Consider the following 13512-nt stretch of genomic DNA (forward strand, 5'->3'; position numbering starts at 1 on the left):
TCGAGACTTTTTCATGAGCGACACCCTCTCCCGCCACCGTCAATTGTGTGAACTGCTTACCGAATATGGTCATCAGTACTATGTGCTGGATAACCCCACAGTGCCGGATGCTGAATACGATCGCCTGATGCGCGAACTGATTGCGCTGGAGGCTGACCACCCCGAGCTGAAAACCCCTGCGTCCCCCAGCGTGCGGGTCGGTGGCCAGCCGCTGACGGCGTTCAGTCAGGTGCGTCACGAGATCCCCATGCTCAGTCTGGATAACGTCTTTAGCAGCGAAGAGTTGCAGGCGTTCGAACAGCGCATGAGCGATCGCCTCAAGCGTGACGTGCTTTTCACCTTCTGCTGCGAGCCCAAGCTCGACGGCTTGGCGGTGAGCCTGCTCTATGTGGATGGTCAGTTGGTGCAGGCGGCCACCCGGGGCGATGGCGCCACCGGTGAGGAGATCACCGAGAACGTGCGTACCATCAAGGCCATTCCGCTCGCATTGCGGGGCTCTGGCTGGCCCGATCGGCTGGAGGTGCGTGGCGAAGTCTTTATGCCCAAGGCCGGTTTTGAGGCGATGAACACCAAGGCGCTGGCAGCGGGCGAGAAGGTGTTCGTCAACCCGCGCAACGCCGCCGCCGGCAGCCTGCGTCAACTCGATTCACGCATCACCGCCAGCCGTCCCCTGAGCTTTTACGCTTACGGTGTCGGTGTTGGTGGCGAGCAACTAGGCGACTCCCACTTTGGCCGTCTCACCCAGCTCAAGGAGTGGGGGCTGCCGCTCAGTCCAGAGGTGAAGCTCAAAGAGGGGGCCGCCGGTTGTCAGGCGTTCCACGACGACATTCTGGCCCGCCGTGGCGAGCTCCCTTACGAGATCGACGGCGTGGTCTACAAGGTGGATGCCATCGCTCTGCAAGAGGAGCTGGGCTTTGTGGCCCGCGCCCCGCGCTGGGCGACCGCCCACAAGTTCCCGGCGCAGGAGGAGATGACCCTGCTTGAGAACGTCGAGTTTCAGGTCGGCCGCACCGGCGCCGTGACCCCGGTAGCCAAGCTCAAGCCGGTGTTTGTCGGCGGCGTGACCGTCTCCAACGCCACCTTGCACAACGCCGACGAGATTGAGCGCCTCGGCGTGATGATTGGCGATACCGTGATCGTGCGCCGGGCAGGGGATGTGATCCCGCAGATCGTCGCCGTGGTGGAGGCGCAGCGCCCAAGCGATGCCCGCGCGATCCTCTTCCCGACCGAGTGTCCTGTCTGTGATTCTGCGGTGGAGCGGCTGGAAGGGGAAGCGGTTGCCCGCTGCTCCGGCGGCCTGTTCTGCGAGGCGCAGCGCAAGGAGGCGATCAAGCACTTCGCTGCCCGTCGCGCCATGGATGTGGACGGCCTTGGCGACAAGATTGTCGAGCAGCTGGTGGACAAGGGGCTGGTGAAGACCCCCGCCGATCTGTTCAGCCTCAGTGCCATCCAGCTGGCCGGTCTTGAGCGGATGGGGCAAAAATCGGCCCTCAATCTGGTAGCCGCCATCGATGCGGCGCGCAGCACCACCCTGCCGCGTTTCCTGTTTGCTCTGGGGATCCGCGAAGTGGGGGAGGCGACTGCGCTCAACCTTGCCAACCACTTCCTCACGCTGGAAGCCCTGCGCGCAGCTTCGGTGGAGCAACTGCTCGAAGTGGCCGATGTGGGCGATGTGGTGGCCAAGCATGTCTACTACTTCTTGCGTCAGCCCCACAACGTGGAGGTGCTGGAAGCCTTGCTGGCTGCCGGCATCCACTGGCCGGCCATCGAGAAGAAAGAGGCCGCGGAGCAACCCTTTGCCGGCAAGACCTTCGTGCTGACCGGCACCCTGACCACCTTGTCGCGCAACGACGCCAAGGCGGCGCTGCAGGCGCTGGGGGCCAAGGTGGCGGGCTCTGTATCTGCCAAGACCGATGTGCTGGTGGCGGGGGAGGCGGCCGGTTCCAAGCTGACCAAAGCACAAGAGCTCGGTATCACCATCTGGACCGAAGAGGAGCTGCAACAGGCGTTGCAGGGCTGATAGCCCTCACCAAGCCTGCTAACCGCAGCACTCGATAAAAGAGAACCCGGCATGGCCGGGTTCTCTTTTTTTGTTTCGGCGGTCACTCACGCCAGAGGATCTTGTGGCGCCATTTGTCGGGCACGGTGAGCTGCCAGCGGGCCAGCTCGCTCTTGCTGAAGACATATTCGCCGCGCAGGGCCGCGCGGGGGGAGATGGTACGGGGCAGGGTGCCCGCCAGTATGGTGTTGATGAGGCTGGCTGCCTGTATCCCCTGATCGTGGCCGTCCAGCACCAGCCCACCGATGGCCATCCCCTTGCCGACGGTAAACTCCCAGAAACAGAAGATCGGCACCGGCGTGTTGGCGCTGGTCCACTCCAGCACCGTCTTTTCGCTCACATGCTTGCCATTGTCATCGACCAGCGTGTGGTAGAGGCCGAGGAAGATTGCCTGATAGCCGTTCTTCTTGGCGTTGAGCACTGCCTCCTGCCATAGGCTGTAATCCCCCATCAGCTGGCTGTTGATCCGGGTCTGGCCGACTCGCAGCTCGGTCTGGGTCTTGAATTCATCCTCAATGGCAGTGAGGGCCACATTGCTGGAATCAAACAATACCAGCGCCTTGTCGAGCCCCCCCATCATCTGGCTTATTTCGCTGATGTTGCGCTTGAGCAGGGGGCGCTCCAGCACGCCGGTGATCTTGGGGTGGCCGACAAAGCCTTTGAGGCGCGGATTCTCGTTCATGCCGAGAAAGACCACCGGGGTGCCCAGCGAGGCGATCTCGTTGGCCAGATAGTTGATGGCGTTGTCATCCCCCAGTACTACCAGATCCGGTTTGTTCTTCAGATAAAAGGCGATGGCTTGCTGGGCGATCTCGTCGAACTTCTCCCGTGGATGGCGTTTGGTATCCATATAGAAGTGGGTGATCTTGTGCTCCCCCTGCAAGCCATCGAGCAGCCCTTTGTTGTAGCTTTGGTCCCACAGGTATTCGGGATGGTAGCTGCTGATCACCAGAATGTTGGCGGCCCAGAGCGGCAGAGAGAGGGTGGATAGCAGTAGCAATAGCAGGGAGGTGCGCATGAGTTGTCCCTTGTCGAGGGGGAGAGAGTTCTTGTTCAGTATGGGCGGTTTTGGTTGACGCTGTCATCTCGAAACCGGTGCGGCGGGGGGCGATTTTTTTCGGGTGGGCGGATCGGACGCCAGCCCGCACCCTGCTTGAGGTTGGGTTTGAATGGAGCTCTTTTCGGTTGGTCGTGAACTGTCCCGCTCGCTGAAAAACCTGTTCTGGATCAAGAAATGAGGCTTCGCTTTGGTGCCTAATAGACACCACATATAGGGACGCATTCGTTTTTAATCCCTATATGTTGTGTTATTAAGCTGTGTATAAGCTGTTCCCCTCCTATCTTCAGCCCAGGCTTGTCAAGCCTCGGCTGAATTTATTTGCGTCCAGGACGAGATGCCGGGAGGGGGGCCCAACAAGGGTGAGCCAGAGGCAAATGCCTGGCCTTTTAACGGGGAAAATTCATGAAACCGGTTGTGATCAAACGTGACGGATGTCGCGCACCATTCAATGCCCAGCTGATTGCAGAGGCGGTTAGCCGTGCGGCGGAAGCGGTCAATCAGGCCAATCCGGCACTGGCCTCCCGCATTGCCAATGCAGTGAGTCAGGAGCTGGAAGGGCGTGGTGAAGTTGATATCCACGAGATCCAGAACCGGGTCGAAAACCACCTGATGGCTTCCGACGACAAGGCCATCGCCCGTGCCTATATCGAATATCGCCACGACAGGGATCAGGCTCGCGAGGCGCGCGGCCGTCTGGCGCAGGAGATCCGCGGTCTGGTCGAGCAGACCAACGCCGCCCTGCTCAACGAGAATGCCAACAAAGACTCCAAGGTGATCCCGACACAGCGCGACCTGCTGGCCGGTATCGTCGCCAAGCACTATGCCACCAGCCACATGTTGCCCCGTGATGTGGTTCAGGCTCATGAGAGCGGTGATCTGCATTTCCACGATCTCGACTACTCGCCTTTCTTCCCGATGTTCAACTGCATGTTGATCGATCTGAAAGGGATGCTGACCCATGGCTTCAAGATGGGCAATGCGGAGATCGATACTCCGAAATCCATCAGCACCGCCACGGCCGTGACCGCCCAGATCATCGCCCAGGTGGCGAGCCACATCTATGGTGGCACCACCATCAACCGCATCGACGAAGTGCTGGCTCCCTATGTGACCATCAGCTGGCAGAAACACCGTGAAGTGGCCGAAGAGTGGGGCATTGCCGACGTAGAAGCCTACGCCATGGCCCGCACCGAGAAAGAGTGCTACGACGCCTTCCAGTCGCTGGAGTACGAGGTCAACACCCTGCACACCGCCAACGGCCAGACGCCGTTCGTCACCTTCGGCTTTGGCTTGGGGGACAGCTGGGAGTCGCGGATGATCCAGCGCGCCATCCTCAGCAACCGCATCGCCGGCCTTGGCAAGAACAAGAAGACTGCCGTGTTCCCGAAACTGGTGTTCGCCATCAAGGATGGCCTCAACCACAAGCAGGGCGATCCCAACTACGACATCAAGCAGCTGGCGCTGGAGTGTGCCTCCAAGCGGATGTATCCGGACATCCTCAACTACGACCAGGTCGTGAAAGTGACCGGCTCCTTCAAGACCCCCATGGGGTGCCGCTCCTTCCTCGGTGCCTACGAGGAGAATGGCGAGCTGATCCACGAAGGTCGCAACAACCTGGGTGTGGTGAGCCTCAACCTGCCGCGCATTGCCCTGAAATCCCGTGACGAAGCGGACTTCTGGGATCGTCTCGATGCCTCCCTGCGGGTCGCCAAGAAGGCGCTGATGTACCGCATCACCCGTCTGGACGGGGTGAAAGCACGGGTTGCTCCGATCCTCTATATGGAAGGGGCTTGCGGCGTGCGGCTGAAGGCAGACGACAACGTCAGCGAGATCTTCAAGAACGGTCGTGCCTCCATTTCCCTCGGTTATATCGGAGTTCACGAGACCATCAACGCCCTGTTTGGTGACAAGGTGCACCTGTTTGACAGCGCCGAGCTGCAACAGAAAGCCATCGCCATCATCGCCCGTCTCAGGGCGGCCATCGATGAGTGGAAAGAGGAGACTGGCTACGGCTTCAGCCTCTACTCCACCCCGAGCGAGAACCTCTGCACCCGCTTCTGCCGCATCGATGCCAAGGAGTTTGGCGTGGTATCCGGCGTGACCGACAAGGGTTACTACACCAACAGCTTCCACCTCGATGTGGAGAAGCAGGTCAACCCGTACGACAAGCTGGACTTCGAGGCGCCCTATCCGCCCATCGCCAGCGGTGGCTTCATCTGCTACGGCGAGTACCCCAACATCCAGCACAACCTGGAAGCGCTCGAAAACGTCTGGGATTACAGCTATGACAAGGTGCCTTACTACGGTACCAACACCCCCATCGACGAGTGCTACGACTGCGGCTTTACCGGCGAATTCGAGTGCACCTCCAAGGGCTTTACCTGCCCGCGCTGCGGTAACCATGACCCGGCCAAGGTGTCGGTGACCCGCCGTGTCTGCGGCTACCTCGGCAGCCCGGATGCGCGCCCCTTCAATGCGGGCAAGCAGGAAGAGGTGAAGCGCCGCGTCAAACATATGTAAGCGCACAGGCTATGAAGAGCTGGCCCCTGACTCAAGGGGCCATTTTCATTGGAGGGCGGCAACCATGCCGCCTTCCCGTGAACGAGGCAGGAAACAAGCGATGCACTACCACCAATACTACCCGGTCGATGTGATCAACGGCCCCGGCACCCGTGCCACCCTGTTTGTCTCCGGTTGTGAGCACCAGTGCCCGGGTTGCTACAACCAGAGCACCTGGCGGCTCGATGGCGGCAAGCCGTTCGATGAGGCGATGAGCGATCGCATCATTAGCGACCTCAACGACAGCCGCATCAAACGGCGAGGTCTGTCGCTCTCCGGCGGCGATCCGCTCCACCCTGCCAACGTGCCCCACGTGCTGGCGTTGGTGAAACGGGTGCGCGCCGAGTGTCCGGGCAAGGATATCTGGTGCTGGACCGGCTATCTGCTCGGCGAGCTGTCAGAGGCCCAGCGTGAGCTGGTGGCTTTGCTGGATGTGCTGGTGGATGGCAAGTTTGAAAAGGCGTTGGCGGATCCCGGTTTGCTCTGGCGTGGCAGCAGCAATCAGCAGATCCACGACCTCAACGCCTGGCGTGATGCGGGTGAGCGAATTCCCTGTCTGGTTTGCAGTTGAAGTCCGGGATGTTTATGGTTAGCCCATTCCAATCCTGACGACATTTTTGAAAAGGAGAGCCGAGATGAACAATCTGCTCAAGATCCTGCTGGCCATTTTCCTGCCCCCTGTGTGCGCGTTTATCCAGGTGGGCTTTAGCCTGCACTTTTTAATCAACATAGTGCTGACCCTGATGGGCGGTCTGCCGGGCATGGTCCATGCGCTCTGGCTGGTGGTGAGCGACAAGCGCGGCTGATGCCAGCGGCTGGTTAGTGAGCTTATTGACGATAAAAGGGCCAACCTCTCGGGGTTGGCCCTTTTGTTCATGTTCATACGAATACTTTTTCGTTAGGATGGGTGACTGACCAAGCGGGCCGCGTTGAGCGCCCTGCAGTCCGGCAACAAGCACCGGCAGAGAACAAGGAGCGTTACATGAAGTGGAAAGTCGCAGTATGGTCAGGTCTGGCAGTGACACTGTTGCTGGGGTGCTCATCCCGTCAGGAGGTAGCGCACGAGCGCGCTCCGATCGCTATCCCTCTCGAGCAGTTGTCCAGCTACTGGGTTCAGGAGAAGCAGTGGTCATGGCTTGGAAATGACGAGCCCGTCCTGCCGGCCAAACCGGTCAAGGGGTATGTGGAAGTGCGCTATCAAATCGACGCCAGCGGCACGCCGGTCAAGCCGGAAGTGGTGGCGGCCGAGCCCCCCGGCGAGCTGGAACAGAGCGCGCTGGCGACCCTCTCGCGGATCCGCTACAGCCCGGCAGAGGGCAACCCGGATGCCATTCCGGTCGAGGTAACCAACCGCTTCGAAATCGAGATCAATTGATCCCCCATCACTCTGATGCCAGAGAAAGAGAGACCCCGGCCAGGCCGGGGTCACGTTTATTGCTGTTTGCAGTCGTTGTAGGCGGTCTGCCACTCGCCATCCTGATCCCGAAGCTCGACAAAGCCCTCATCCCCCTTGTTCCACCAGACGGCCTCATGTTCGTCCGTATAGCGGGCGCCGGAGGCCGAAATGGCCTGGGGCAGGGTGTAATCCTTGCCGTCCGGCAGTGACAGCTTGATAAAGTTGAGGCTCTCGTCGGAGAGGGAGAAGTAGCGCACCTGCACCTTCTTGCCCTGCTCGCACTGGTAACTGACCGGTTCGCCACCAGTGACTGAGAGGGTATTGCCCTGATTGCAGCCAGCGAGCAGGCCGAGGGCTAGCGCACCAGCGGCCATCATATGTGCCTTATTCATGATTACAGCTCCATTGGTGTCATACGGGCGTGAGCCTAACAGGTTGCCGTTATTGTGCAATCAGCGGGGCCATTCGGTGCGTCGCTGGCTGTCCGGGATACCGCGCGAGTATGAGGGGGATGCCCTTATCAGCAAGGTAGTGTCAATCAGTGCAGGCCAAGTCTGGTTTCAAACTGGCGGATCAGCGTCTCATAGATGCCGTTGTTTTTGATCTTCTGCAGCCCCTGTTCGAACTGTTTGGCCAGCGCTTCCCCTTGCGGGTGGTGGCGGGAGAAGGCGAGCCAGAAGCCATCGGTGGAGAGCTTGCCAACCTTGACCACCTTGCCGGTCAGCTGCTTCTGCTGGATCTTGAGGTAGCCCGGCATGCCGTTCATCAGGATGTAGTCGACTCGGCCGCGCACCAGCATCTCTAGGGTCTGGGCATCGGATTTGGCCTGAAAGCGGGTGATTCTGGGGTTCTCCATAAAATCGGTAGGGTAGGTGTAGCCGAGCGTGATGCCCACCCGCTTGCCCTCCAGCGAGGTGAGCTTGAGATCCCGTTGCGGGTCGCTGGCAAGGGCGAAGATGGCAAGATCCTCTTCGAACATGGGGGTATCGTGCCAATGATACTGGTAGCGGTTCTCTTCGGTGATGGTGGCGTTGAAGCATCCCGCAAGTTTGCCGCTTTTCGCATCGTGCATGCAGCGGGCGAAGGGGAGGGTGCGAAAGACAATCTCAATCCCTTCGGCGGCGAACACCGCCTTGACCAGCTCAGGCGCCAGTCCGTGGGGCTGGTCATCCTCATAGTCCTTGTCGCGCTCGCAGTAGGGGGCCCAGTCATCTTCGGCACCAATGACGAGCGGGGTGGCCCCGAGCGGGCTGGTAGCTAACAGCATCAGACAAACCAGCCATTTTTTTAACAACGGAACCATAGGTACACCTCATCGACAGCAGCCTTACAAGCATAGCCGTACTTCTGAGCTGTGGCGGCGGGGGGGATGGCAAGGGAGGCACACGAGGGAGAGAAAAAACGCCCCGGCAGGCGACGGGGCGAAAGAGAGCTCATCCATGGGCTGACAACAGTGCTTACAACAGGAAATCAATAACCGAAGCGGGTCGCCTCGAAGCGGTTGAGCAACCGGTGGACGAGGTAGCAGGCCAACAGGGTGACCACGATGGCAAACAGTATGCTGCTCACCCGGTAGAGGGCGCTGAACACAAGATCGTTGCCCGGGGTGAGGTACTGGCCAAACAGGATGCCGAGGGTGGTGAGGGCGCCAAAGCCGACCCCCGAGCCGCCCGCCTCCTTGACGTGGGCATGGCTGAACAGCATGGCGCCGAGCCACAGTAGCGGGGCGACAAGCAGCAGTTGTCCTGACCAGTCATAGAGCAGCAGCTGGCCGAGCAAGCCGAAGGTGACCCCCAGCAAGGTACCCATCGCCCGTTTACGGGCATAACTCAGCGCACCGTTCCAGTGCATGGGGAACAGCACCAGCAGGGTCGTGGCCTGGGCAGACATGGAGTCGCGCAGGTCAAACACCTGAAATATCAGAAACGACAGGGTGGCCACCGTGGCTCCCAGCAGGGCTTCATGGCGCATCCGGTGCGGCGCCTTGGGGGCCGAGGCGGGCTTGGGTCTGGCCTCCACATCCGGGATCAGCATGGTCATCAGATAGGCGATCAGCACCGACAGCACGCTCGCCCAGATATTGTTGAGGATCAGGTCGTTGAGGTCGGTCTGCGGATAGCTGGCAAAGTGCAGCATGATGCTGAGGCTCAGTACCCCGTTGGCCCCGAACAGAAACAGGCTGCCCCGCGACATGGCGGCGAAGCGGTAGAGAAACAGCAGAAAGGCGATGGGGGTCATCAGCGCCGGATGGCTGCCAAACAGTCCCCCCAGCAGCCCGACCTCCACCCCACAGACCACCGCAGCCGCGATCAGCTGGCGTGCGGCATGGCCATTCATCACCGGCACCATTCCCAGCAGCAGCACCGGCGTGACCGTATAGAAGACCCCGTAATTCCAGCCAAACAGCTTGCAGAGCAGAAAGCCCGTGGTGCAGCCAAAGGCGATGCGCAGGCACTGGCGCAGCTCGTTGCCGGTGAGGGGCCGATACCAGAGGTGAGTGGCAGCACCACCGACGGGGTGGGCTGGGGCAGTATTGGCCGACGGGTGAGTGGCGTGGTTAGTAGACATAATGGAGCAGGCTGAGCAGGTGGATCTGGCCTCGTGCCAGCATGGCGGTCAGGGCATTGTCCGGCAGCAGTTGCACTGTGGCCCGCGCCCCGGCTGGCAGATGATCGGGGAGCTGCTCCAGCTCGAGGTGCAGCCGCATCCGCTGGGCATCCCGTACCCAGCGATCCGACTCCACCGGCGCGGCCAGTCGACCATTGGCATCAAATTGACCGGCACTCACTCCGGCATCCAGACTGCTTACCCGGGCAGGATAGAGCTGACCCGGCTCGCCATCGAAGGCGACCAGTGCGCGGGTTTGCTCGCCGACATGGCGCAGGCTCTTCTCCCGAAAATCGGCTATGACATCGACCTGTTCCGACACCAGCGCCAGCAGCGGGCTGCCCGCGCTGGCGATACTGCCCGGCTTGAGCTGCAGGTTGGTGATGGTGCCATCCTGATCCGCGTGGACCCGGCTGTAAGAGAGGGCCAGCTGCGCTTGCGCCAGCTTGTTGCGGGCCTGGCGCAGCAACAGATTGTCCTCACCGGTCACGCCACGACTGGCCTTGATCTGGGCCAGTTTGGCCTGACTGGCGCGCAGGTTGGCCTGGGCGCTGCGCAGGGCGCTGTCAGCCTCATCTTTTTGTTGCAGCGAAACCATGTGACGTTGGTAGAGCGCATCGATCCGCTCAGCCTCGCGCCACTTCTGGCTGGCCAGGGTCTCCTTGGCGTTGATCTCGGCAACGGCGGCGGTCAGGGCGGCATCCAGTTCACTGTTCTGCTGCTCTGCCTGCGCCAGCGCAAGGCGGGCTTGCTCCACTGCCAGTTCAAAAGGGGCCGGATCCAGCCTGAACAGCAGATCCCCCTTCTTGACCTGCTGGTTGTTGTGAACGGCGACCTCGATCACCTTGCCGCTCACCTGGGGGGCCAGCTTGGTGACCACCCGGGTCGCCATCGCCTGAGGGGTGAGGGGCATCAGCAGGTCGGCTATCAGAAAATAGGCAAACAAGGTGGCAAAGCCAGCCATGGACCATTTGATCCAGCGGGTAAATTGTTGATCCGGAGTCATCTTATTCTCTCTCTGTGTCGGTCTCGGGAGGGCTTGTATCGCCTCCGGCTTGTCGGTCGTGGTGTTGTTCAATTTTGCTGAGGGCGTTGGCCGAGATCCGCTGCACCGTGGCTTCAAACAGCTGAAGGGTCTGCTCGTCGATGCCCCCCAGAAGCTCCCGGCGGATATTCATGATGCGGTCGGCGATCTGATCGAGCAGGGTCTGGCCGGCCGGGGTCACACAGACGATGCGGGCCCGCTTGTCCTGACTGCAGCAGTGGCGCTCAATCAGACCCTGCTCTTCCAGCTGGCCCAGGGTGCGCATCAGGGAGGGGAGCTCTATCTCGAGGGCTTCGGCCAGGGTCTTCTGGCTGACATGGTTCCCCATGCGGGAGAGTTTCCACAGCGCGGTCCAGCGGGGATGGGTGAGGCCAAGGGGAGCCAGCTCCAGGTCGGCGGCAGTACGCCATAGCCGGTGCATCCGCGCTATCTGCTCGGCGAGCGACAGCTCGCGCAACCTTTCCAGATCCGTCATCTTCTCATCCTCAATGTACTTAGCCTGCTAAGCATCATACTTGTTTAGCAGGCTAAGTAAATAGTGTGATGCGGATCATGTTTCTGGTCGGATCTTTCGCTGGTGCGAGTTAGCAGCATTCGAGCCCCTGATATTATTTTCGGGGCTGATCCACTCGAGGCTCTCTTGCCGATTCGGATATTACGCCGTGAATGGAGGATATCCGGTGGTTATTTTCATGAAATTTTCAGCTTCAGCGAGCAGCTCTTTTTTTATCCGCTAATATTGATGGGGTTATAAAACAAGGGGGAAACGGGTTGTGGATGGATATGACAGTGGATGTGTGTATCTGGCAATTGAAGCGCTGTTGAGTGATGGGGAATATGGTGCAGAGTCACACCATGGCGTGAATCGGGAAGGCGCTATCAGAAGTACCGATATCAGTCATGATTTTGACCCCGCCAATATTCCATTGCTGTTGGCAGAATAGACCTGACCGTGTGTGATCCTTGTGAGTTCAAGCCAGTGCTCTGGTATTCGCTGGCTTGACTCATCACTATTTCAATCTCCCCTTTTTGCATCTTTCTCCTCACCCTTTTTCATCGTGCGTGCTTCCTGCACGCCGACTCAAACCCTGATGTGGCACGTCGTGGCACTCGCGTCATGGTGATGACATGGCCCGCTGATTATCACTCAGAGGAGCTGTGACGATAAATGGTCGCAGAGCTTGTCATCTGGCTCTGTTATTTCCCCTAAGGGGGAGAGATCATCGCATCGTTATTACTGCTGATCACCCAAATATCCATCATTGGGTTCGCTCGTTTTATCGCCCTATTTCCTGGTCGAGCAGGGCATCGATGGTCTGGTGTTCTATTGTGCAGCACGCGTTGGCGACACCATGATGTTTAAGTTTTTAATGTTTTTATATGGCTTTGCAATCTGGCTAACCGACAGGGGCGAGGGGGATCAATAAAGTAGCGGCCACAATCACACGCAGAGTACATAACAATGAAAAACCTCTCCCCCCTACAAACCACACAAGAAAAGGCCGCCTTTATGGGCGGCCAACAAATTGCGGGTATGCCGCTCTTTATATTTCTGGGGTTGGCGACCTGTGTTCTCTTTTCTGGCTGGAATGGCTCGCTGCCGCTGGGCATGGTCGGTGCGCTGGCGCTGATGTTCGTGCTGGGCACCCTGCTGACCGAGCTGGGGGAGCGGATCATGCCGATCCGTGAATATCTGGGGGGCGGCACCATCCTCGCCATCTTTGGCGGCGCCGCCCTGTTCGAATACCAGCTGCTGCCGGTGCAGGCGGGGCAGGTCATCACCAACTTCATGAAGGAGGGAGGCTTTCTCAACTTCTTTATCGCCAGTCTGGTGACCGGTTCTGTGTTCGGTATGAGCGGCGCTTTGCTGAAAAATGCCGCCATGCGCTACCTGCCGGTCATTCTTGGCGGCGTGACGCTGGCACTGCTGAGCGTGGGGCTGGTCGGTTCCCTGATGGGGTATGGCTTCAAGAATGCGGTGCTGCTGATCGGCCTGCCCATCATGGGCGGTGGCATGGGCGCCGGTGCGGTGCCCCTGGTGGAGATCCTCTCCGGCCCGATGCAGATGTCCAGTGCGGATCTCTTGTCGCGCATGGTACCGGCGGTGGTGATCGCCAATACCCTGGCCATTCTGGTGGGCTCCCTGCTGGCGCGCCTTGGTCGCCGTTATCCCTCCCTGACTGGCAACGGCAAGCTGATGGTCAAAGAGAATAGCCAGAGCATTGCTGACGAGCAGGCCGAAGCGCCGACCCTGCAGAGTCTGGGTATGGGGCTTTTTATCAGCTCCAGCATGTTTGTGCTGGGCTCCCTGCTTGGCAACTTTATCCCGATGCACCCCTTCGCCCTGATGATTTTGGCGGTTGCCTTTATCAAGGTGAGTGGCCTGCTGCCGCGCCGTTATGAGCAGGCGGCAGCCGACTGGTATCAGTTTGTGGTGAGCAACCTGACCCCCTCCCTGCTGGTGGGGATCGGTGTTGCCTACACCAGTATTCCCGAGCTCATCAGCGCCTTCTCCATCAGCTACTTCGTGCTGGTCATGGTCACCGTGATCGGTGGCGCCCTCGGCGCGGCGCTGGTGGGCCGGATGATCGGCTTTTACCCCATCGAGGCGGCCATCACCGGCGGACTCTGTATGGCCAACATGGGCGGCACCGGCGACGTAGCCGTGCTCTCGGCGGCCCAGCGCATGAAGCTGATGCCCTTTGCCCAGATCTCCTCTCGCCTTGGCGGTGCCGTGATGCTGATTTTGGCCACCGCCCTTATCTCCCTGCTTGCCTGATACCGGA

The 13512-nt window shown here is 59.9% G+C and carries 13 protein-coding genes; 7 read left to right on the top strand and 6 right to left on the bottom strand.

The window, feature by feature from the left end:
* The first annotated feature begins 13 nt into the window (after positions 1–13).
* Entirely contained in the window at positions 14–2020 is a 2007-nt protein-coding gene (gene ligA / locus AB5Y84_RS11105) for an NAD-dependent DNA ligase LigA (RefSeq protein WP_368176948.1), read from the top strand.
* An 82-nt stretch (positions 2021–2102) separates the two neighbouring features.
* On the opposite strand, the gene AB5Y84_RS11110 is transcribed toward ligA, so the two are convergent.
* Positions 2103–3077 (bottom strand): ABC transporter substrate-binding protein, encoded by a 975-nt coding sequence (locus AB5Y84_RS11110; protein WP_236325395.1) that lies wholly within the window; start codon positions 3075–3077, stop codon positions 2103–2105.
* A 444-nt stretch (positions 3078–3521) separates the two neighbouring features.
* On the opposite strand from AB5Y84_RS11110, the gene nrdD reads away from it, so the two are divergent.
* The 4 genes from nrdD to AB5Y84_RS11130 all read left to right on the top strand — a co-directional run bounded on the left by nrdD (position 3522) and on the right by AB5Y84_RS11130 (position 7053).
* Positions 3522–5639: an anaerobic ribonucleoside-triphosphate reductase gene (nrdD, locus tag AB5Y84_RS11115; protein WP_042079841.1), complete on the top strand. Its 2118-nt coding sequence runs from the start codon at positions 3522–3524 to the stop codon at positions 5637–5639.
* A gap of 100 nt (positions 5640–5739) precedes the next feature.
* Positions 5740–6249: an anaerobic ribonucleoside-triphosphate reductase-activating protein gene (gene nrdG / locus AB5Y84_RS11120; protein ID WP_368176949.1), complete on the top strand. Its 510-nt coding sequence runs from the start codon at positions 5740–5742 to the stop codon at positions 6247–6249.
* 64 nt (positions 6250–6313) lie between these two features.
* The gene (locus tag AB5Y84_RS11125; protein ID WP_005338440.1) at positions 6314–6484 is read left to right on the top strand and encodes a YqaE/Pmp3 family membrane protein; all 171 of its coding nucleotides are present in this window, start codon (positions 6314–6316) and stop codon (positions 6482–6484) included.
* A 176-nt stretch (positions 6485–6660) separates the two neighbouring features.
* The gene (locus AB5Y84_RS11130; protein ID WP_213392354.1) at positions 6661–7053 is read left to right on the top strand and encodes a TonB family protein; all 393 of its coding nucleotides are present in this window, start codon (positions 6661–6663) and stop codon (positions 7051–7053) included.
* 56 nt (positions 7054–7109) lie between these two features.
* Here the strand turns inward: AB5Y84_RS11130 and AB5Y84_RS11135 are convergent, their stop codons facing one another.
* The 5 genes from AB5Y84_RS11135 to AB5Y84_RS11155 all read right to left on the bottom strand — a co-directional run bounded on the left by AB5Y84_RS11135 (position 7110) and on the right by AB5Y84_RS11155 (position 11201).
* Positions 7110–7466 carry an MliC family protein gene (locus AB5Y84_RS11135; protein ID WP_042055249.1) on the bottom strand — a complete coding sequence of 119 codons (357 nt, stop codon included), beginning with the start codon at positions 7464–7466 and terminating at the stop codon, positions 7110–7112.
* A gap of 146 nt (positions 7467–7612) precedes the next feature.
* Positions 7613–8341 carry a substrate-binding periplasmic protein gene (locus AB5Y84_RS11140; protein WP_368176950.1) on the bottom strand — a complete coding sequence of 243 codons (729 nt, stop codon included), beginning with the start codon at positions 8339–8341 and terminating at the stop codon, positions 7613–7615.
* Positions 8342–8544: 203 nt separating this feature from the next.
* Entirely contained in the window at positions 8545–9642 is a 1098-nt protein-coding gene (locus AB5Y84_RS11145) for a DUF2955 domain-containing protein (protein WP_368176951.1), read from the bottom strand.
* The gene (locus tag AB5Y84_RS11150) at positions 9632–10687 is read right to left on the bottom strand and encodes an HlyD family secretion protein (RefSeq protein WP_043818894.1); all 1056 of its coding nucleotides are present in this window, start codon (positions 10685–10687) and stop codon (positions 9632–9634) included. Before AB5Y84_RS11150 ends, AB5Y84_RS11145 begins: the two co-directional genes overlap by 11 nt.
* 1 nt (position 10688) lies before the next feature.
* Entirely contained in the window at positions 10689–11201 is a 513-nt protein-coding gene (locus tag AB5Y84_RS11155; protein ID WP_005349886.1) for a MarR family transcriptional regulator, read from the bottom strand.
* 298 nt (positions 11202–11499) lie between these two features.
* On the opposite strand from AB5Y84_RS11155, the gene AB5Y84_RS11160 reads away from it, so the two are divergent.
* Positions 11500–11670, top strand: coding sequence for a hypothetical protein (locus tag AB5Y84_RS11160; RefSeq protein ID WP_162838752.1), 171 nt, complete (start codon positions 11500–11502; stop codon positions 11668–11670).
* A gap of 518 nt (positions 11671–12188) precedes the next feature.
* Positions 12189–13505 (top strand): 2-hydroxycarboxylate transporter family protein, encoded by a 1317-nt coding sequence (locus AB5Y84_RS11165; RefSeq protein ID WP_331378974.1) that lies wholly within the window; start codon positions 12189–12191, stop codon positions 13503–13505.
* Positions 13506–13512 lie beyond the last annotated feature (7 nt).

The sequence above is a fragment of the Aeromonas sp. s11 genome (assembly GCF_040907945.1).
In the GTDB taxonomy this organism is placed as follows: domain Bacteria; phylum Pseudomonadota; class Gammaproteobacteria; order Enterobacterales; family Aeromonadaceae; genus Aeromonas; species Aeromonas veronii.